Genomic DNA, 18,882 nt, shown 5'->3' on the forward strand with positions numbered 1-18,882 from the left:
GTGGCGCGGCCGGCATTCCCGGCGACCGAAACTGTCGTACCCCGGCGATACGGTCTGGTCATGCGATCGGGCTGACCGGTACGAACCGGACAGTTTACCCGCGGTTATTCAGTTGCTCTGGGCAACTAAAGTGTTTTGTGACACAGAGGTATATATTTGAGTGGCGCAACCAACCTGTTCGGGTGCATCCTTGCCTAAGGCAACTAGTTGCAGCAGCCAATCAAGATGACGAAGGTGATGATCACGATGCCGTCTGCAGCACCGGAAGAGGTGTTCTCCGCGGTCGAGCTGGACCTTGCGGACGCGCTCGGTGTCCAGCTGGTGCGCTTCATGCGCCTGATCACCAAGACCAAGTCGCAGGTTGCCGCGGCCGGACCGGACGGAATCGAGCGCGCGGCGTACGCGATCTTGTTCCACCTGATCCACGAGGGGCCACAACGCACCAGCAGGCTGGCCGACGCACTGCATGCCGAGATCTCCACCATCAGCAGGCAGAGCAGTTCGCTGGTGCAGCACGGTCTGGTCGAGCGCCAGGCCGACCCCGAGGACGGCAGGGCCTGCCTGCTGGCCCCCACCGCGGAGGGGTTGCGGGTCTTCGAGGAGAACCGCAAGCAACGCAACAAATGGCTGGCACGCATGCTGGCCGATTGGCCGGAGGAGGACCGGCAAGCCTTGAACGAACTGCTGGACCGGCTCAACACCGGCATCGAAACGAACATTCCGAAAGTCGCCGACCCGATGTCGGCTCAGGGCAAGGGGGCTGACGCATGACGAGTTCCATCCGACAACAACCGGCCGCGGCAGGGGGTGTGCCGGTCGAAGCGGAAGGGCCGCGGCTCACCCACAAGCAGATCCTGACGATCCTGTCCGGGCTGATCCTCGGCATGTTCCTCGCGGCGCTGGACCAGACGATCGTGAGCACCTCGATCGTCCGGATCGCCAACGACCTCAACGGTTACGACCTGCAGGCGTGGGCCACCACGGCGTACCTGATCACCGCCACCATCGCGACGCCGCTGTACGGGAAGCTGTCCGACATCTACGGCCGCAAGCCGTTCTTCCTGACCGCGATCTCGATCTTCGTGGTCGGTTCGGCCGCGTGTACGTTCGCCAACTCGATGTACATGCTGGCGGCGTTCCGTGCCTTCCAGGGTCTCGGCGCCGGTGGTCTCATGTCGCTCGCGCTGACCATCGTCGGCGACATCGTGCCGCCGCGTGAGCGCTCGCGCTACCAGGGCTACTTCATGGCCGTCTTCGGCACTTCGACGGTGCTGGGCCCGGTCCTCGGTGGCCTGCTGTCCGGCCAGGACACGATCGCCGGCATCGCCGGCTGGCGCTGGGTCTTCCTGATCAACGTGCCGATCGGCGTCATCGCGCTGTTCGTCGTCGCCAAGGTGCTCAACGTCCCGCACGTGCCGCGCAAGAGCAAGGTCGACTGGTTCGGTGGTATAGCCCTTGCGGTGGCCGTGGTGCCGCTGCTGATCGTGGCCGAACAGGGCCGCACCTGGGGGTGGGGCTCCACCGGGGCCGTCCTCTGTTACGCGGTCGCGGCCTTCGGCGTGGTGCTGTTCATCTTCACCGAGTACGTGATGAAGGACGCGGCGCTGATCCCGCTGCGGCTGTTCAAGAACGCCACGTTCAGCGTCGCGATCCTCGGCGGCATCATCGTCGGTGTCGCGATGTTCGGTGGCCTGTCGATGATCCCGCAGTACTACCAGGTCGTCGGTGGCTACACGCCCACCCAGTCCGGTCTGCTGATGCTGCCGCTGGTGCTGGGCATCATGTCCGGCTCGCTGATCTCCGGTCAGATCACCGCCCGCACCGGGCGGTACAAGTTCCTGCCGGTGGCCGGTACCGCGCTGATCACCGTCGGCATGGTGCTGTTCGCCACGCTGATCAAGTACGACAGCGCGCTGTGGCAGCCGATGGTGTTCTCCCTGATCATCGGTCTCGGCCTCGGTGGCTGTATGCAGACGCTGATCATCGCGGTGCAGAACGCCGGCCCGCGCCGGGACATGGGTGTGTCCACGGCGGCCGCCACGTTCTTCCGGCAGATCGGCGGCACGCTCGGTGTCGCGGTGTTCCTGACGATCCTGTTCAATGCGCTGCCGGGCAAGCTGGCCGACGCGTTCGGCGGCAAACTGCCCGCGGGCTTCTCCGGTAGCGGCGACCTCGCCAGCAACACCAGCGGGATCCAGAGCCTGCCGGACCAGCTCCGGATCCCGGTGCTGACCGGGTTCACCAACTCCATGGTGGTCGTGTTCTGGGTGGCGGCCGGTGTCGCGCTGCTGGCGTTCATCGTGCTGCTGTTCATGAAGGAGATCCCGCTCAAGGGCGGCGCGGCCACCCCGCCGCCGGTCGAGGGTGCGGAGGCGTTCGCCGACACCCCGCAGGACAACGCGGCGGCAGCGGCCGGTGCCACGCAGGAGGACTGGGCCGAGATCGACGCCCAGCTGGACGACCGCGAGCCCGAGCTCGTCGGGGCGGGCAAGCACTCCCGGCCGCTGGAGAACGGGCATGGCTCGTATGAGCCTGCCGCGCGGACCACGCCGTTCGCCACCGTCACGGCGGGGATGAGCAGCCCGGTCGACACCGACGGCCAGCCTGTGACCGGGCACATCCGGCGACAGGACGGCTCCTCGGTGCTGGGTGCGGCACTGACGCTGATCGACCAGCGTGGCCGTCAGGTCGCGCGGGGCACCGCGGGCAGCGACGGCGGCTACCGCATCGGCACTCCGGGGCCCGGCACGTACGTGCTGATCGTCTCAGCGGGCGGGCACCAGCCGCAGGCGTCCAGCGTGGTCGTCGGGCAGGCCCCGGCGCGCCTGGACGTGACGCTGATCGGTTCGGGCGAGCTGTCCGGGTTCGTCCGGCTGGCGGGCAGCGGCACCGCGCTCGCCGGCGCGACGGTCACCCTGACCGACTCGCGCGGTGAGGTCACCGGTGCGTCCATCACCACGGGCGAGGGTGCGTACACCTTCAACGGGGTCGGTGCCGGCACGTACACGCTGGTCGCCAGCGCCGAGCGGATGCGTCCGGTCGCGACACTGCTGACGGTGCCCGACAGCGGCGTGCTCCGGCACGACGTCGAGCTGACCTCCGCGGTCGTGCTGGCCGGTACGGCCCGCACGGACGGCGAGCGGATCGTGCCCGACGCGCGGATCACGGTGCTGGACGCGGAGGGCAACGTCGCCGCGGTCGCCAGGACCGACAGCGAGGGCCGGTACCTGGTCAGCGATCTGCCGGAGGGCGACTACACGGTCGTGGCCAGTGGGTACCCGCCGGCCACCAGCCAGGTCAACCTGCTCGGCGGCGGGGAGATCACCCACGACGTGAGCCTTGGCTACGAGCAGGTGATCGACCAGTTCTCCGGGCACAGCCAGAACGGGTCGGAGCAGTCATGACGGGCTTGCGCGCGCAGATCCGCACGGCCGAGGGCTGGGCCGTGGAGAACGCGGTGCTGACGGTCACCGACATGGGCGGCCAGCAGGTCGCCCGTGCGGTGGCCGACGCCACCGGCACGGTGGACACCACGCCGCTGGCCCCCGGCATCTACACCGCGGTGCTCACGGCGGCCGGGTACAGCCCGGTCGCCCGCACGGCGCAGATCGGTTCGGACGGCAGTGGCTCGCTCGGCGAGATCCCGCTGGCCCCGATGGCGGGAGCCGTCGAGCTCCCGCCGCCGGGGCCGTGGACGATCGACCCGGTGCACTCCACGGTCGTCGCCACCGCCCGGCATCTGGGCATCGCCAGCATCAAGGCGCGCTTCAGCGATGTCGGCGGCCGGATCACCGTCGGCAGGCCCGTCGAGCAGTCGTCGGTGCAGGCCGAGATCAAGGCGGCGAGTATCGACACCGGCATCACGATGCGGGACGACAACCTGCGTTCGCCGGAGTTCCTCGACGTCGACTCGTATCCGACGATCGGGTTCGCGAGCACCGGGCTGCGTCAGCGCGGCGTGGACAGCTGGACTCTGCTCGGGGAGCTGAGCCTGCACGGGGAGAAGCGCCCGGTGGAGCTGGACCTGACGTACGGCGGCTACGGGCCCGACCCGTGGGGCGGGGTCCGGGTGGCCTTCCACGCCGAGACTCAGTTGCACCGGAACGATTTCGCGATCAACTACAACGCGATGGTCCGCGCCGGGGTGGCCGCGATCGGCACCACGGTCAAGATCGAACTCGACATCGAAGCGGTTCAGGGCGAGTCTCTACCGCAGATGTAGCCCATCGGGCGCCCGGCCCGGCGCGGGCCCGAACCGGTTTTCCGGCGGGTTCCGCGCTGGTCCGGGCGTTCTTGATTGATAACGGATATCGCAAATCCACCCTTCGGATGGATACGGTTCGGCACGGGCACGTAGGCTTCGCCGGGTGAGTGTCGTCTACTCCGCGTCCGGATCACTCGGCGTGAGCTGGCTGGATACGGCTGGTCCACCGCTGGTCTGGGTCATCGTGCTCAGCTTCGTGTTCATGGAATGCGCGCTGATCATCGGCCTTTTCCTGCCGGGGGATTCGCTCCTGTTCGCCGCCGGGGTCGTGCTCGCCACGCACGGCGCGGACGCGAACGCCTGGCTCTTGTCGGTCGCCGCCCTGGTGGTGGCCGTCGTCGGCAACCAGGTCGGGTACTACATCGGCAGACACACCGGCACCCGGTTCATCGCCCGTCGTGGCGGTCGGGTGCTCAACCGCGGCAACCTCGACCGGGCCAGGGCCTTCCTGGACCGGAAGGGTTTCTTCGCCATCGTCGCCGCCAGGTGGATTCCGTGGGTGCGCACGCTGGCCCCGCTGATCGCCGGTGCCGCACGGATGGACCCACGGCGGTTCCTGGTGGCCACCACCCTCGGTGGCCTGCTCTGGGTGCCGACGCTGGTGCTGCTCGGCTACTACGGCGCCGGGCTGCTGGACGTGCTGCCGTGGCTCAAGACGGCGATGGTCTGGATCTCGGTCGCGTTCTTCGTCGGCGGGACCGGCTACGGCATCGTGCGCTACCGGCAGGAGATGCGCCGCCCGGTGGACGACGGCCGCGAAACCGACGACGACCCGGAACTCCGCCGCGCCGCGTAAGTTCCGACGGTCCCGCGTAGTTCCGAGGGCCCGCCCGCTTCCGGTGGCGGTCCGCGCAGGTGGCCCGGTCGGCCCGGGTTCCCCGCGCGGGATTTCAGGTGGCTTGGGGGTCGGCCCGGGTTCTCGCGCGCGGAGTCCAGATGGCTGGGGTCGGTCCGGGTTCCCTGCGCGTGGTCTTCTGGTGGCTGGGGTCGGCTCGGGTTCCCCGCGCGCGGAGTCCAGATGGCCGGGTCGGTCCGGGTTCCCGTGCCGGGAGTTGAGGTGGCCCGGTCGGCCCGGGTTCCCCGCGCGTGGAGTTCAGGCGGGCCTACCCGGGTTCCCGTGCGCGGGATCTCAGCTGGCTGGGTCGGCCCAGACCTCGAGCTGGATCCCGTCGGGATCGCGGAACACCACCACCGCCGAGCCGGGCAGGGTGCGTGAGGCCTTCGCCGGACTGTAGGTCACCCCGTAGTCGGCGAGCCGCTGTTCCCATTCCTTCAGCTCGAAGTACGTCTCCACCTTGAAGGCGACGTGATCGAGGCCGGTGCGCCGCTCGTCGAAGCCACCACGCTCGGTGTCGGGGTGCTGGACGAGGATCACCGAGAACGAATCGGCCTGTGCTCGCATGAACACCTTGCGGATACCGGACTCGGGGTCCTCGCGGCGGGCGACCTCCTTCAGTTCGAGCACCCGCTCGTACCAGGGCACGCTGCGATCCACGTCCGTCACCGTGAGTGCCAGGTGATGCACGCTGGTCAGCGTTGACATATCGGCAGGCCGTCCTTTCTCTACCCCAGCGTCAGGCTACCTACGTCCGCTCGGAGTAAGCGCTTTCTCAAGAATCTGTGGACAACTCCACGAATTACTCACATCTTGTGGATAACTCGGCGGCATCGCGCAGCGATCCAGACCGGTCCGCGGTGACCGGCCACCCTGCGGGTATCCATCGCGAGGCCGCCGCCGTTACGCTCGACCACCGCGAGGTGCTGCCATGACTTCGGTTCCAGCCGGTTACCATTCGGTCACGCCACGGATGGTCGTGCCCGATGTCCCTGCTGCGGTCGGGTTTCTGCGCGAAGTCTTCGGCGCAGCGGGCACTGCCCCGGCGGACCGCCCGGCCGAGATCCGGATCGGTGACTCGCTGATCCTGGTTTCCGGCTCCGGTGCCCGAGAACCGTTTCCCGCGTTCCTGTACGTGTACGTCGACAACGTCGACGAGACCTACCGCCGCGCGCTGGCCGCCGGCGCCGCGACCATCGAGGAACCCCGCGAAACCCCGTACGGCGATTACCGAGCGATGGTCAAAGACCCGTCCGGCAACCAGTTCCAGATCGCTACCGGCCCCCGCCGACGGTGAGCCCCGCTTCCGCGATTTCCGCCGGCAGTCCCACTCCGCCAAGGGAATCGGGGGAGCGATCCGGTCCGGCGCCCCGGCGGCTCCCGCCGATCACGATGAGCGTCACAGCGCGAAGTTCACCAGCGGCATGTTTTCCAGCACGAGGTCGGCCCGCGCGGCCGTGGCCTGGATCTGGTCGGCGTTGCGCTGATCGGTGCCCAGCGCCCGCTGCCGCGCCTCCACCAGCGAACGCCCGTAGCGCCGGTGCCGGGTGACCAGCCGCTCGATCCGGTCGTGCTCGTCGGGCGCGAGGAACCAGGCCTCGTCGAGCAGGCCGCGGATCTCGGTCCACGGTTCGCTGTCCAGCAACAGGTAATTGCCCTCGGTGATCACCAGCGGCACGTCCGGCGGCACCGGCACCGCGCCCGCGATCGGCTCCTCGATCTCGCGGCGGAACTCCGGCGCGTACACGGTTTCCGTTGCTTCCTTCAACCGCCGCACCAAATGCACGTACCCGTGCGCGTCGAACGTGTCCGGGGCGCCCTTGCGCTCGGCGCGCCCGAGCCGTCGCAGTTCGACCTGCGCGAGGTGGAAGCCGTCCATGCCCACCACGGTCGCCCGGGTGCCCAGCGCGTTCGCCAGCCCCCAGGCGAGCGTGGTCTTGCCCGACGCCGGCGCCCCCACGATGCCGAGCACCGTCCGGCCGCCCCGCGCCACCAGCTCCTCGGCCCTGCCCAGCAGGTCATCGAACGACGTCATCGCACTCCCATCTCCCGCACCCAAGACCTGGGCCCCGCCTGCCGCACCCTGCGTGCGGCCACGTCGTTGGCGAACCGGATCAGCTCCGGCAGCGCGAACCTTCCGACACCGTAAGCGAGCGCGCCGTGCCACACATCGCCCGCGCCGAGGGTGTCCCGCGCCCGCACCGGCGGCACCGGCACCGTTCCCGAGTCCTTGCTCGTCCACCAGCGCACCGGATCCGGCCCGGCGGTGACGATGACGGTGCCGACCCCGCGCTCCAGCAGACCGGGCCCCGGCGCCCGGAAATGCGCCGAGCAGGCCGCGATGTCCACCAGCGGCAACAGTTCGTCCAGCACCGGTTTCCAGCTGCCCGCGTCCAGCACCACCGGAACTTCGTGCGCGCGACCCCATCGCGCGGCGGCCAGCGCCAGCTCCGGATGGTGCCCGTCGACGAGCACGGCGGTGGCGTCCGGAGCGTCCAAACTGGACACTTCCACCTGCAGGTGCCCGGCGTTGCGGGACACCACGGTTCGTTCGCCGTCGCGATCCCGTACCGCGACCGCGCTCAGTGACGGCGGCTCGGGATGGTCCGGGGCGAGGTCGACGAGATCCACCCCGCAGGCGGCCAGGTCCGTGCGGGCCAGCGCCGCGAGCGGATGCGAGCCGAGGACGGTGAGCAGGGTGGCGGACTCCCCGAGCGCCGCCACTGTCACCGCCGCGTTGGTCGCCGGCCCACCCGCGGCCACGTCCACCGACAGCGACTGCACCTTCTCGCCGGGCGCGGGCAGCTCTTCGACCCGCTGCACCACGTCGATCGTGCACAATCCGGCGAGAAGGACGGTCACGCGCTCAGCCCCGTGTGAATGGCCGACTCCACTTCGCGCACCTCGCCATTGTCGTCGAGTTCCAGGGCGCCGGTGATCAGCCCGACGACCTGGTTCATCGACGTGCTCTTCGGCGACACCACCGCGACCCGTTTTCCCAGCCGGTGCACATGGATCCGGTCCGCGATCTCGTACACGTGCGGCATGTTGTGGCTGATCAGCACCACCGGCAGCCCACGCTCGCGGATCCGGTCGATCAGCGCCAGTACCTGCGCGGACTCGGCGACGCCGAGCGCCGCGGTGGGCTCGTCCATGATCACCGCCTTGGAGCCGAACGCCGCCGCCCGCGCGACCGCGACACCCTGGCGCTGCCCGCCGGACAGCGTTTCCACCGGCTGCGTGATCGACTTGATCTTGATGTCCAGCTCGGCGAGTACTCGCTGGGCCTCGTCGCGCATCTTCGCCGTGTCCAGCTTGCGGATCACCCCGAGCGGGCCGGTCCGCCGGATTTCCCGCCCCAGGAACATGTTCGACGCGATGTCCTGCGCCGGTGACAGCGCCAGATCCTGGTACACGGTCTCGATGCCGACCCGGCGCGCGTCCAGCGGAGTGCGGAAGTGCACGGGCTCGCCGTCCACCCTGATCTCGCCGGCATCGGGCACCAGCGCCCCGGACAACGCCTTGATCATGCTGGACTTCCCGGCACCGTTGTCGCCGACGACCGCGAGCACCTCGCCGGGGTACAGGTCGAAATCGGCGCCGTCGATCGCGGTCACGTGCCCGTAGCGCTTCACCAAGCCGCGGGCGGAAAGCGTTGGTGTGGTCGTCATCGTTGCCTCCTCGCGAGCCGGTCGACGGCCACCGCGGCGATCACCAGCGCACCCGTCGCCAGGTCCTGGTAGAGCGAATCGACGCCGAGCTGGGACAGCCCGGACTGCAGCACGGTCACGATCAGCGCACCCACCATCGTGCCCAGCACCGAACCACGCCCGCCGAACAGGCTGGTGCCACCAAGCACCACGGCGGTGATCGACTGCAGGTTGCCGAGCTGGAAGGCGTTCGGGTCGGCGTTGGGGATCCGGCCGAGCGCCTGCCAGGCCGCGATCCCGAAGATCACCCCGGCCACCACGTACACCGAGATCACCGTGCGGTTCACCTTGATCCCGGAAAGCCTTGCGGCTTCGGCGGAATCGCCGACGGCGTAGACGTGCTTGCCCCAGGCGGTGCGGGTCAGCGCATACCAGACGACGAGGTACATCACGAGCGCCACGGTCATCCCGTAGGTGACCGGGATGCCGCCGAACAGGTACCGCTGGGTGCCGAGCCAGGTGAGCACGCCGTGCTCGGACACCGGCACGGCCTGCCCGCTCGCGACGAGCTTGTCGGCCGCGGTGAGCATGGTGAAGAAGCCGAGCGTGACGATGAACGGCGGCAGTTTGATCTTCGTGACGAGCGAGCCGATCACCAGCCCGATGCCCACCGCGACCAGGATGCCGAGGATCAGCGCGAAAATCCCGGGCATCCCGCCCGCGAACAGTTTCGCCATGATCAGGGTGGCCAGCACCATGCTCGACGCGTTGGACAGGTCGATACCGGCGGTCAGGATGATCAGCGTCTGGCCCAGTGCCAGCGTGCCGACCACGAGCGCCTGGTTGACCATCAGCGACAGGTTGTCCAGTTCGAGGAACCTGCTGGTGGACAAGGAAAACACGATCATCGCGACGATGAGGGCGAGCGCGGGGCCCGCCGCCGGCGCGCGCAGGAAGAACTCGCCGACGCTTTCGCGCCGCCTGGCGGCGATTGCGGTCATTTCGTCCCCCAGCAGTTCTGCAGGCCCCAGTCGGTGTTCTGGCTGGGCACGCCCGGCATCGGTTTGTCGGTGACGATCACGGATCCGGTGTCGATGAACCCGCTGGGCTTCTGCCCCGTGCGCGCGTATTCGACGGCCGCGTCCACGCCCTCCTGCGCCATCTTGCGCGGGAACTGCATGACTGTCGCGGCGTACTGCCCGTCGCGCACGTTCTGCACGCCCTGGCAGCCGCCGTCGATCGAACCCATCACGACCTGCAGGTTCCGCGCCTGCAACGCGGCGAACGCGCCCCGCGCGGTCGGTTCGTTCATCGTGTACACCGCGTTGATGTCACTGCTGCGCTGTAACAGGTTCTCCATCTTCTGCTGCGCCGTGCTCTGGTCACCGTTGGCCGGTTCGCGGCCGACGATCGCGGAGTCGCCGTCCTTGAGCCCGATGCCTTCGAGGAAACCGTTGTGCCGGTAGGTGTCCACGGTGCTGCCCGCGGTGCCGTCGATCATGACCAGTTTCGGGGTCACACCGGCGAGCGCGGCCTTGACGTACTGGCCCTGCTCGCGGCCGGCGGCGACGTTGTCGGTGGCGAAGGTGGCGTCCACGGCGGTGGCCGGATCGGTCGCGGTGTCCAGCGCGATCACCATGATGCCGTTCTGCCGCGCCCGGCTGATCGCGTCGAGCACGCCGGTGGAGGAGTTCGGCGTGATCATGATCGTGGTCGCGCCCTGTTGCATCAGGTTCTCGATCGCGCGGACCTGGCCGTCGTTGTCGCCGTCGAACTGGCCGGCGAGCGCGACGAAATCGGCGCCCTGCGCCTTCGCCGCGGCGTCGGCCGCGTTGCGCAGCTCGACGAAATAGGGATTGGTGTTGGTCTTGGTGACCAGGCCGATCTTGGCCTTGCCACCACCGCCGGCACTGGTGCTGCCGCCCCAGTGCCGCTGGACCGTGCACCCGGTCAGCGCCACCGCGGCGACGACGGCCAGACACAGGAGACTTCGTCGTCCCACGTGCTTCCTCCTCGTCGAGGCTGGACCCTTGATGATTTCCGGACCGTAGAAGGACCTAACATGAAACGGCAAGCGTTTGCGCAAACGCTTGCCGTTGATTCCTCACGGGAGCAGCCGATGCCGCAGTCAAAATCGACCAGGCCGACTCAGCGAGACATCGCCGAGCTGGCCGGGGTCTCCATCACCACGGTCTCGCACGTCGTCAACGGGACGCGAGCCGTGGCGCCGGAGACGAAGGCCGCGGTGCTGGAGGCGATCGAGCAGACCGGCTACACCGGCGACGCCATCGCGCGTTCGCTGGTCACCGGTGGCACCCGGTCCATCGGGGTCGCGATCTCGCTGCTGGCCAACCCGTACTTCGCCGCGCTGATGCAGGCTATCGAGCGCGAAGCGGCGACGGCGGGGTACACGGTCTTGCTCGCCGACACGCACGACACCGTGCAGACCGAGCAGGACACGGTGCGCACGTTGCGTTCCCGTCGCGTCGACGGGCTGCTGCTGACGCCTTCGTCCGGCGACGGCGCGGTGATCAGCGAGCTGGTGTCGCTGGGCGCGCCGGTGGTGCTGCTGGACAGGCTGACCACCCGCACCGACGTCGATCAGGTCGGCTCGGAGAACATCCAGTCCACCTCCGCGCTGACCGAGCACCTCGCCTCGCTCGGGCATCGCCGGATCGGCCTGATCAGTGGGACAGCCGGCCTGAGCACCAGCGAGGAACGCACGCTCGGCTACCGGCTGGGCCTCGGCCGCGGCGGCCTGTCGTGGAACCCGGAACTGGTGGCCTGTGGGTATTCCTCGAAGGAGGGTGGCGCGCAGGCGCTGCGGAAACTGTTGGAGCTGCCCGAAAAGCCGACCGCGCTCGTGGTGGCGAACGACAGCATGATGGTCGGCGTCCTGCACGAAACGCGCCGCGCGGGCCTGCGCGTCGGCGAGGACCTGGCGATCGTCGGCTACGACGACGCGGAGTGGGCCGATCTGGTCGAACCGCCGCTGACCACGATGTCGCAGCCCATCGAGGAAATCGGCCGTCGCGCGGTGCGGTTACTGCTGGCCAGGATCGCCGACCCGAACCGCCCGCCGGAGACGCTTCGCCTTCCGCCGCGGCTCATGCACCGCCATTCGTGTGGTTGCTCGTGAGCGTGGCCGCGGCTTCGAGCAGCAGCCACGCGCCGACCTGAACGGACAGGTCGGTCGCCGGCGACCAGCGCGACCATTCCGCGCTGAAGAGCGGCCCGCCGGGTGCTTCGTGCGCGCCCTCCCAGCACGCCCTTGCCGACGAGAGCACCAGTTCCCGCGCCGTATCGGCTTCCGCGCCGGGCGGTAGCCGGTTCGCGGCCAAAGCCAGATATCGCGCCAGAATCCCGGCGAACAGCCCGCCGTCTCCGTCGCCCTGACCAACCAGCACTCCGTCGCGCGCGCAATGCACACCGACCGCGCGCACCGTGCGCGCGGCGGCGTCCACTTCGGACAGTTCAAGGGCGGCGCCGAGGAAAACCCCTTGGCAGTACGTGTAAATATGCTTCACGAGTTCGCCGGAATCGACCTGTAGCCCGTCCCAGACGAGTCCGGTCTCCGGGTCGACAAGTGTGGAATCCATCCACTCGAACAGTTCCCGCGCACGTTCGGTCTCTCCGGCGCGCGCGTGCAGGATCGCGGCAGGCCCGTTGGACGGGGTGTTCTTGAAGCGATCGTTGTGGCGCCACCAGATTCCGCCGCCACCTTCGGGCGTCCACGCCGAGCGCAGTTCCGCCAGCAGCGGCTCGATGTCGCGCCCGGCACGCTGCATCGCCAGCCCGAGCCAGGCCATGTCGTCGTAGTAGTCGTTGGTCCATCTGCCGAAATTGCGCAGCCGCACCGACGAAATGAACCTGTCGACAGTGGCGCCGCGGGCCGCCGACGGGGCGCGCAGCTGCGCGTCGATCAGGCAGTCCAGCAGATGCGCCTGCCACCAGTAGTTCCAATGCCAGTGCACGCGCTGATCCGGCGACGGCGGCCAGCCACTACGGCCGAGCACCGTGCCGGGCAGGCCCCACACGCGGCGCAGATGCCGGGTGGTGATCGCGCTTTCCGCCGCGGCGGCCCACTCGTGGTACATCGCTCACCAGCTTTGGGAAAGGTCGGCGTGCTCCCGGATCCACGCGTGCATGACGATCCCGGCGGCCACCCCGGCATTGATCGAGCGGGTGGTGCCGAACTGCGCTATCGACACCACGAGCGACGCGCTCGCCTGCGCCTCGGCCGAGAGCCCCGGACCCTCCTGGCCGAAGAGCAGTACGCAGTCCCGGGGCAGCGAAACCGTTTCCACCGGCCGCGCGCCCGGCGTGTTGTCCACGGCCACCACGGTCAGCCCGCGGGCCGCCGCGAACTCCGCGAGCGCCGTGGCGTCGGTGTGGTGTTCGAGGTGCTGGTACCGGTCGGTCACCATCGCGCCGCGGCGGTTCCAGCGGCGGCGTCCGACGATGTGCACGGCCGCCGCGGCGAACGCGTTCGCGGTGCGCACGACGGTGCCGATGTTGTGGTCGTGCTGGAAGTTCTCGATCGCGACGTGGAACGGATGCCGCCGCGCGTCCACGTCGGCGACGATCGCCTCACGCCGCCAGTAGCGGTAGGCGTCGACCACGTTGCGGCGGTCGCCCTCGGCGAGCAGTTCCGGGTCGTACTTCTCGTCCGCCGGCCAAGGTCCTTCCCACGGACCGACGCCGACTTCCTCGCGTGCGGTCCATTCGGTGGGTCCGGCCTCGTCCAAGCTCACCCGGTGATTTTCGCTCAGGCCTGCCGGGCCTGGTGCGTCGGTGCGCCGGAGTCGTGGTTGCGCCAGCGGCTGAACGCGCCGACGTAGGAGTACACGACTATCGCCAGCGCCGTCACCGCGACCACCGGCAGCAGTGAACGCGGGAAGATCGTGCCGTAGAGGTAGTACGAGTTGAACCCGCCGGGCAGCGGCCCGAGCCCCTGCAGACTGCGGAAGTAGTCCTCCAGCGCGGTCAGCGGGCACGGGATGGGGAAGACGTTGACCGCCACGCCCCAGATGGCGAAAAAGATGTGCACGAAGATGCTCTTGGGCCAGCGCCAGGCCAGGAAGCCGCCGAGACCGATGTAGAGCAACGCCAAAATGTGAATGGCGACGGTCGCGTCGGCAAGAAGTCTCGCGGTCGACACCCCTGACCGCCCCCTTTCACAGTCCCCTTACATTCCACGCTACTCCGAGTTTCTTGAGAAACGTCGACAAATAGCTGGTGGGGACGCACAAGGGGGTGGTTTTGATCACCCCGGCAGGTCAGCCGAGCCCGAGATCATCCAGATTGAGCAGATAGCGGTATTCGAGGCCTTCTTTTTCGATCGCCTCGCGCGCCCCGGTGTCCCTGTCGACGACCGTGGCGACGCCGGCGACAGTGCCCCCGGCCTCCTTGATCGCCTCCACGGCGGTGAGCACGCTGCCGCCGGTGGTGGACGTGTCCTCCACCGCGAGCACCCGCTGCCCGGCGACCTCGAGGCCCTCGATCCGGCGCTGCATCCCGTGCTGCTTGGTCTCCTTGCGGACCACGAACGCGTCGAGCACCATCCCGTCGGCCGCCGCGGAATGCAGCATCGCGGTGGCCACCGGGTCCGCGCCGAGAGTGAGCCCGCCGACGGCGACGTAGTTCCAGTCCGCGGTGAGCTGACGCAGCAGCCTGCCGATCAGCGGGGCGGCCGCATGGTGCAGCGTGGCCCGGCGCAGATCGATGTAGTAGTCGGCTTCCTTGCCGGAGGAGAGCGTCACCTTGCCGTGTACCACGGAAAGCTCGGTGACGAGCCTGGCCAGTTCGAGTTTCGCCGCTTGGTCAACCCCGGATGTCTGCACGGCTCGCAGTCTTACACACGGGTCCGACAGTCCCGCGAGGTCAGGGCCGGTCGTGCGAGCCGACGAGTTCGCTCAAGCGCCGGACGAGACTGTCGGGCACCAGGCTGCTCAGCGCGACCAGCGCCTTGTACTGCGGGCTGGGAATCGAGACCGTGCGGCCACGGCGCAGATCCGCGAGCCCTTCGGCGACCACCCGGTCGGCCTGCAGCCAGAACAGCTTCGGCCCCGGCTTGGTCAGGCCGGCCCGCTCGTGGAACTCCGTGTGCGTGAAACCGGGGCACAGCGCCATCATCCGGATCCCGCGCGGCAGCCCGGCGGCGATGTCCTGGCTGAACGAGGTGACCCATTTCTTGCTCGCCGTGTACGTGGAACCGCGGCCGGCGAAGTACCCGGCCACGCTCGACACGTTGATCACGTCCCCACTGCCGCGCGCGATCATGCCCGGCAGCGCGGCGCGCGTCAGCCTCAGCACGGCTGTCACGTTGACGTCGAGCTGGCGCTGCAGATCGTCGGCGGGCACCGTCCAGAACTCACCGGCCAGACCGAGGCCGGCGTTGTTCACCAGCAGGTCCACCGGGCTCTCTTCGAGCCGCTTTTCCACGGCGGCACGGCCTTCCGCGGTCGCGAGGTCGGCCGCGAGCACGGCGACGTGTACGCCGTGCCGCTCGGCGAGTTCGCTCGCGGCGGCGTCCAGGCGCTGCTTGTCCCTGGCGACGAGCACGAGGTCATAACCCTCGGTCGCGAGCCGGCGCGCGAAGGCGGCGCCGAGCCCAGCTGTCGCACCGGTGACCAAAGAGGTACTCACGCCTGGCCCTGCGGAGTGGTCGGCTGCTCGCCGCCCTGCCAGTGCCGGCCGGAGCCCTCGTCGTCAAAAGGGTCGACGATATCGGCGATTTCGCCGAGGTCCCGCAACAGCCGCTCCAGCCGGGAAGGCCCGGCCTGCGGGGCGGAGCTGGCGAGCACCCATTCGTTCTCCAGCCACGCCACCCCGACGTCACCGCCGAGCGCGTCGGCCGCGTCCACCAGCTCCTGCGTGATGACGCGACGAGCACCCTCGGGGTCGTCGGCGAAGGCGTAGCGCTGGCCGACGGGGCCGAGCAGTTCGGGCATGTCGGCGCGCTGGAACGGCACGCTCGCCAGCCACAGCTCGACCAGCACCGGATGCACCCGGTTACACCGCACCGCGACCACCACGGCCGGGATCTGCCCGTCGGCCTCGATGTCGAAGACGAACACCGGGCGCCGCCCGTCTGAGGTGAAGGTGGACCCGGCCACGACGTTCACCGCCGCGTCCGCGCCGAAGTAGCCGATCGCGCCGCCCGACCACTGCTTGGCGAGCCGCTCGTCCTCCTCGACGAACTGCCAGCCGCGCAGGTCGGCCCAGCGCATCCGCTCCCGGTTCCGGGAGCCTTCTCTGGTCCGGTCGGCCGCGAGCAGCACCAGCCCCGCGAGCAGGGCGACGGCGGCGATCACGAACCAGACCCACGCTGGAATACCCACGCGCTCAGGGTATCGCCACGGAGCGTGGAACCAAGATCAGTGGGCCGTGTCGGCGTGACTCGATTGGGTTCTTGGCGTGCGGAAAGGCCGCCGGGCACCCGGCGGCCTTTCGTTCGCGACTATTCCTTCGTCACGGTCAGCGCGTCGGCGGCTTCCAGGCTCGGCACGTCGACCTTCACGGTGTCGCCGTCCCGGACCTCGCCCGAGAGCAGCTTCTTCGCCAGCTGGTCACCGATCGCCGACTGCACCAGCCGCCGCAGCGGGCGCGCGCCGTAGATCGGGTCGAAACCGTTCAGCGCCAGCCATTCCTTCGCGCCTGGCGTGACGTCGAGCGTCAGCCGCCGCTGGGCCAGCCGCTGCGCCAGCTTGGCGACCTGGATGTCCACGATGGACGTCAGCTGCTCGGTGTCGAGCGAGTGGAAGACCACGATGTCGTCCAGCCGGTTCAGGAACTCCGGCTTGAAATGTCGCTGCACGGTCTCCAGCACCGCGTCGCGGCGCTGCCGTTCGTCGAGGTTCGGATCGGCGATGGCCTGCGAGCCCAGGTTCGACGTCAGCACCAGGATGGTGTTGCGGAAGTCGACCGTGCGGCCCTGGCCGTCGGTCAGCCTGCCGTCGTCGAACACCTGCAGCAGCACGTCGAACACGTCGGGGTGCGCCTTCTCCACCTCGTCGAGCAGTACCACCGAGTAAGGCCTGCGCCGCACCGATTCGGTCAACTGGCCGCCCTGGTCGTAGCCGACGTACCCGGGCGGGGCGCCGACCAGTCGGGCCACGCTGTGCTTTTCCGAGTACTCGCTCATGTCGATCCGGGTGATCGCCCGCTCGTCGTCGAACAGGAACTCCGCCAGCCCCTTCGCCAGCTCGGTCTTGCCGACACCGGTCGGGCCGAGGAACAGGAACGAACCCGTCGGCCGGTCGGGGTCGGCGACGCCGGCCCTGGCGCGGCGCACCGCGTCGGAAACCGCGGCGACGGCTTCCTGCTGCCCGACGACCCGCTTGCCGAGCTCCTCCTCCATCCGCAGGAGCTTGCCGGTCTCGCCCTCCAGCAGCCGCCCCGCCGGGATCCCGGTCCACGCGCTCACCACGTCGGCGACGTCGTCCGGGCCGACCTCTTCCTTGAGCATCACGTCGGCGCGCTGGGCGGTGGCGGCTTCGGCCGCCTCGAGTTCCTTCTCCAGCGCCGGAATCTTGCCGTACCGCAGCTCGGCGGCCAGGCCCAGATCCGCGTCGCGCTCGGCCCGGTCGGCCTCACCGCGCAGCTGCTCCAGCTGCTCCTTGAGGTCACGGGCCTTCTCGATCGAACCCTTCTCGTTCTGCCATCGGGCTGTCAGCGCCGACAGCGCCTCGCGCTTCTCGGCCAGTTCGGCGCGCAACGCGGCGAGCCGCTCCTGCGACGCGGGGTCCTCCTCCTTCTCCAGCGCCATTTCCTCGATCTCGAGCCGGCGCACGGCCCGCTCCACTTCGTCGATCTCGACGGGGCGGGAGTCGATCTCCATGCGCAGCCGGGAGGCGGCCTCGTCGACGAGGTCGATCGCCTTGTCCGGCAGGAACCGCGCGGTGATGTAGCGGTCGGACAGCGTCGCGGCCGACACCAGCGCGGCGTCGGTGATGCGGACGCCGTGGTGCACCTCGTAGCGCTCCTTGAGCCCGCGCAGGATGCCGATGGTGTCCTCGACCGACGGCTCGCCGACCAGCACCTGCTGGAAGCGGCGCTCCAGCGCGGCGTCCTTCTCGATGTGCTTGCGGTACTCGTCGAGCGTCGTCGCGCCGACCATGCGCAGCTCGCCGCGGGCGAGCATCGGCTTGATCATGTTGCCCGCGTCCAGAGAAGACTCGGCACCGCCTGCCGCTCCCGCGCCGACGATCGTGTGCAGCTCGTCGATGAAGGTGATGACCTGGCCCGCGGAGTCGGTGATCTCCTTCAGCACGGCCTTGAGTCGTTCCTCGAACTCACCGCGGTACTTCGCGCCGGCCACCATCGAACCGAGGTCCAGCGCGACGACCCGCTTGCCACGCAAGGATTCCGGCACGTCGCCGGCGACCACGCGCTGGGCGAGCCCCTCGACGATCGCCGTCTTGCCGACGCCCGGCTCACCGATCAGCACCGGGTTGTTCTTGGTACGGCGGGAAAGCACCTGCACCACGCGGCGGATCTCGGTGTCGCGGCCGATCACCGGGTCCAGCTCGCCGGATCGAGCTCGAGCAGTGAGATCCAAGCCGTACTTGTCCAGCGCCTTGAAGGTGCCCTCCGGGTCCGGGCTGGTGATGCGCGCGGAACCACGCACGTTGGTGAACGCTTCGCGCAGCGCTTCGGCGGTGGCGCCGTGGCGCTTGAGCAGATCGGCCACCGTGCCGCCCTCGGCGGCGAGGCCGACCATGAGGTGCTCGGTGGACACGAACTCGTCGCCCATCTCGGTCGCGAGCTTCTGCGCGTGCGTCAGCGACTTGAGCGCGTGGTTGTCGAACTGGGGGGTGGAAACGGTGGCGCCGGTGGCCGACGGCAGGCCGTTGATGATCGGCTCCAGCTCCTTGTGCACCTGCGCCGGATCGGCGCCGACCGCCGTCAGCAGCGGGCCCGCGACCCCGTCGCTCTGGGCCAGCAGCGCACCCAGCAAATGCGCCGGCGCGATCGCCGGGTTGCCCGCCACGGTCGCCGCCTGTGCCGCCGACGAGATCGCCTGCTGGGTCTTCGTCGTCGGGTTGAAAGCGTCCATCCCCACACTCCATGTCGAAACGTATGTCCTGGCGACAGCCTCCACCAAAGGCCGTCGCTATGCACAACGTCAG

Annotated in this window: 19 protein-coding genes; 6 read left to right on the forward strand and 13 right to left on the reverse strand. The window is 69.2% G+C overall.

Annotated elements, in window-relative coordinates:
- The first annotated feature begins 246 nt into the window (after positions 1-246).
- The 4 genes from VHD82_RS10500 to VHD82_RS10515 all read left to right on the forward strand — a co-directional run bounded on the left by VHD82_RS10500 (position 247) and on the right by VHD82_RS10515 (position 5,060).
- The gene (locus tag VHD82_RS10500; RefSeq protein WP_325700324.1) at positions 247-771 is read left to right on the forward strand and encodes a MarR family winged helix-turn-helix transcriptional regulator; all 525 of its coding nucleotides are present in this window, start codon (positions 247-249) and stop codon (positions 769-771) included.
- Positions 768-3,404: an MFS transporter gene (locus tag VHD82_RS10505; RefSeq protein WP_325700331.1), complete on the forward strand. Its 2,637-nt coding sequence runs from the start codon at positions 768-770 to the stop codon at positions 3,402-3,404. Before VHD82_RS10500 ends, VHD82_RS10505 begins: the two co-directional genes overlap by 4 nt.
- The gene (locus VHD82_RS10510) at positions 3,401-4,222 is read left to right on the forward strand and encodes a YceI family protein (protein ID WP_325700334.1); all 822 of its coding nucleotides are present in this window, start codon (positions 3,401-3,403) and stop codon (positions 4,220-4,222) included. The genes VHD82_RS10505 and VHD82_RS10510 overlap by 4 nt, the downstream gene beginning before the upstream one ends.
- A gap of 145 nt (positions 4,223-4,367) precedes the next feature.
- Positions 4,368-5,060 carry a DedA family protein gene (locus VHD82_RS10515; protein WP_325700338.1) on the forward strand — a complete coding sequence of 231 codons (693 nt, stop codon included), beginning with the start codon at positions 4,368-4,370 and terminating at the stop codon, positions 5,058-5,060.
- Positions 5,061-5,393: 333 nt separating this feature from the next.
- Here VHD82_RS10515 and VHD82_RS10520 read toward each other — a convergent pair whose 3' ends face one another.
- Positions 5,394-5,807, reverse strand: a complete 414-nt coding sequence (locus VHD82_RS10520) for a VOC family protein (RefSeq protein WP_325700342.1) — start codon at positions 5,805-5,807, stop codon at positions 5,394-5,396.
- 223 nt (positions 5,808-6,030) lie between these two features.
- Between VHD82_RS10520 and VHD82_RS10525 the strand changes: the two genes are divergently transcribed.
- The gene (locus tag VHD82_RS10525; protein WP_325700344.1) at positions 6,031-6,396 is read left to right on the forward strand and encodes a VOC family protein; all 366 of its coding nucleotides are present in this window, start codon (positions 6,031-6,033) and stop codon (positions 6,394-6,396) included.
- 102 nt (positions 6,397-6,498) lie between these two features.
- On the opposite strand, the gene VHD82_RS10530 is transcribed toward VHD82_RS10525, so the two are convergent.
- Genes VHD82_RS10530 through VHD82_RS10550 form a run of 5 tightly spaced genes read right to left on the reverse strand, consistent with a single transcriptional unit; the run spans position 6,499 to position 10,751 of the window.
- A complete protein-coding gene (locus VHD82_RS10530) occupies positions 6,499-7,134 on the reverse strand; it encodes a nucleoside/nucleotide kinase family protein (RefSeq protein WP_325700347.1) in 636 nt (211 codons plus the stop codon).
- On the reverse strand, positions 7,131-7,961 hold the full coding sequence (locus VHD82_RS10535; protein ID WP_325700350.1) for a PfkB family carbohydrate kinase: 831 nt from the start codon (positions 7,959-7,961) through the stop codon (positions 7,131-7,133). The genes VHD82_RS10530 and VHD82_RS10535 overlap by 4 nt, the downstream gene beginning before the upstream one ends.
- Positions 7,958-8,770 (reverse strand): ATP-binding cassette domain-containing protein, encoded by an 813-nt coding sequence (locus VHD82_RS10540; protein ID WP_325700353.1) that lies wholly within the window; start codon positions 8,768-8,770, stop codon positions 7,958-7,960. Before VHD82_RS10540 ends, VHD82_RS10535 begins: the two co-directional genes overlap by 4 nt.
- Positions 8,767-9,750, reverse strand: coding sequence for an ABC transporter permease (locus tag VHD82_RS10545; RefSeq protein WP_325700355.1), 984 nt, complete (start codon positions 9,748-9,750; stop codon positions 8,767-8,769). Before VHD82_RS10545 ends, VHD82_RS10540 begins: the two co-directional genes overlap by 4 nt.
- Positions 9,747-10,751, reverse strand: coding sequence for a substrate-binding domain-containing protein (locus VHD82_RS10550; RefSeq protein WP_325700357.1), 1,005 nt, complete (start codon positions 10,749-10,751; stop codon positions 9,747-9,749). The genes VHD82_RS10545 and VHD82_RS10550 overlap by 4 nt, the downstream gene beginning before the upstream one ends.
- A 117-nt stretch (positions 10,752-10,868) precedes the next feature.
- Between VHD82_RS10550 and VHD82_RS10555 the strand changes: the two genes are divergently transcribed.
- Positions 10,869-11,888 carry a LacI family DNA-binding transcriptional regulator gene (locus tag VHD82_RS10555; RefSeq protein ID WP_325700359.1) on the forward strand — a complete coding sequence of 340 codons (1,020 nt, stop codon included), beginning with the start codon at positions 10,869-10,871 and terminating at the stop codon, positions 11,886-11,888.
- Here VHD82_RS10555 and VHD82_RS10560 read toward each other — a convergent pair.
- The 7 genes from VHD82_RS10560 to clpB form a co-directional block, all read right to left on the reverse strand.
- A complete protein-coding gene (locus VHD82_RS10560; RefSeq protein ID WP_325700370.1) occupies positions 11,857-12,846 on the reverse strand; it encodes a glycoside hydrolase family 76 protein in 990 nt (329 codons plus the stop codon). The genes VHD82_RS10555 and VHD82_RS10560 overlap by 32 nt on opposite strands.
- A gap of 3 nt (positions 12,847-12,849) precedes the next feature.
- The gene (locus tag VHD82_RS10565) at positions 12,850-13,503 is read right to left on the reverse strand and encodes a TrmH family RNA methyltransferase (protein ID WP_325700393.1); all 654 of its coding nucleotides are present in this window, start codon (positions 13,501-13,503) and stop codon (positions 12,850-12,852) included.
- Positions 13,504-13,517: 14 nt separating this feature from the next.
- Positions 13,518-13,910 (reverse strand): DUF2784 domain-containing protein, encoded by a 393-nt coding sequence (locus tag VHD82_RS10570; protein WP_325700396.1) that lies wholly within the window; start codon positions 13,908-13,910, stop codon positions 13,518-13,520.
- A 118-nt stretch (positions 13,911-14,028) separates the two neighbouring features.
- Complete coding sequence (pyrE, locus tag VHD82_RS10575; protein ID WP_325700399.1) at positions 14,029-14,592, reverse strand: orotate phosphoribosyltransferase; 564 nt, start codon at positions 14,590-14,592, stop codon at positions 14,029-14,031.
- A 40-nt stretch (positions 14,593-14,632) separates the two neighbouring features.
- Positions 14,633-15,397 carry an SDR family oxidoreductase gene (locus VHD82_RS10580; protein ID WP_325700401.1) on the reverse strand — a complete coding sequence of 255 codons (765 nt, stop codon included), beginning with the start codon at positions 15,395-15,397 and terminating at the stop codon, positions 14,633-14,635.
- Positions 15,394-16,092 (reverse strand): hypothetical protein, encoded by a 699-nt coding sequence (locus VHD82_RS10585; RefSeq protein WP_325700403.1) that lies wholly within the window; start codon positions 16,090-16,092, stop codon positions 15,394-15,396. The genes VHD82_RS10580 and VHD82_RS10585 overlap by 4 nt, the downstream gene beginning before the upstream one ends.
- A 119-nt stretch (positions 16,093-16,211) precedes the next feature.
- Positions 16,212-18,809, reverse strand: a complete 2,598-nt coding sequence (gene clpB / locus VHD82_RS10590; protein WP_325700406.1) for an ATP-dependent chaperone ClpB — start codon at positions 18,807-18,809, stop codon at positions 16,212-16,214.
- Positions 18,810-18,882 lie beyond the last annotated feature (73 nt).

The organism is Amycolatopsis sp. (assembly GCF_035546795.1).
Classification (GTDB): Bacteria; Actinomycetota; Actinomycetes; order Mycobacteriales; family Pseudonocardiaceae; genus Amycolatopsis_E.

Excerpts from the sequence above, each read along its gene's own strand:
- VHD82_RS10540 (WP_325700353.1), bottom strand. The coding sequence starts at position 8,770 with ATGACGACCACACCAACGCTTTCCGCCCGCGGCTTGGTGAAGCGCTAC.
- VHD82_RS10545 (WP_325700355.1), bottom strand. The coding sequence starts at position 9,750 with ATGACCGCAATCGCCGCCAGGCGGCGCGAAAGCGTCGGCGAGTTCTTC.
- clpB (WP_325700406.1), bottom strand. The coding sequence starts at position 18,809 with ATGGACGCTTTCAACCCGACGACGAAGACCCAGCAGGCGATCTCGTCG.
- VHD82_RS10500 (WP_325700324.1), top strand. The coding sequence starts at position 247 with ATGCCGTCTGCAGCACCGGAAGAGGTGTTCTCCGCGGTCGAGCTGGAC.
- VHD82_RS10520 (WP_325700342.1), bottom strand. The coding sequence starts at position 5,807 with ATGTCAACGCTGACCAGCGTGCATCACCTGGCACTCACGGTGACGGAC.
- VHD82_RS10525 (WP_325700344.1), top strand. The coding sequence starts at position 6,031 with ATGACTTCGGTTCCAGCCGGTTACCATTCGGTCACGCCACGGATGGTC.
- VHD82_RS10505 (WP_325700331.1), top strand. The coding sequence starts at position 768 with ATGACGAGTTCCATCCGACAACAACCGGCCGCGGCAGGGGGTGTGCCG.
- VHD82_RS10530 (WP_325700347.1), bottom strand. The coding sequence starts at position 7,134 with ATGACGTCGTTCGATGACCTGCTGGGCAGGGCCGAGGAGCTGGTGGCG.
- VHD82_RS10510 (WP_325700334.1), top strand. The coding sequence starts at position 3,401 with ATGACGGGCTTGCGCGCGCAGATCCGCACGGCCGAGGGCTGGGCCGTG.
- VHD82_RS10555 (WP_325700359.1), top strand. The coding sequence starts at position 10,869 with ATGCCGCAGTCAAAATCGACCAGGCCGACTCAGCGAGACATCGCCGAG.
- VHD82_RS10560 (WP_325700370.1), bottom strand. The coding sequence starts at position 12,846 with ATGTACCACGAGTGGGCCGCCGCGGCGGAAAGCGCGATCACCACCCGG.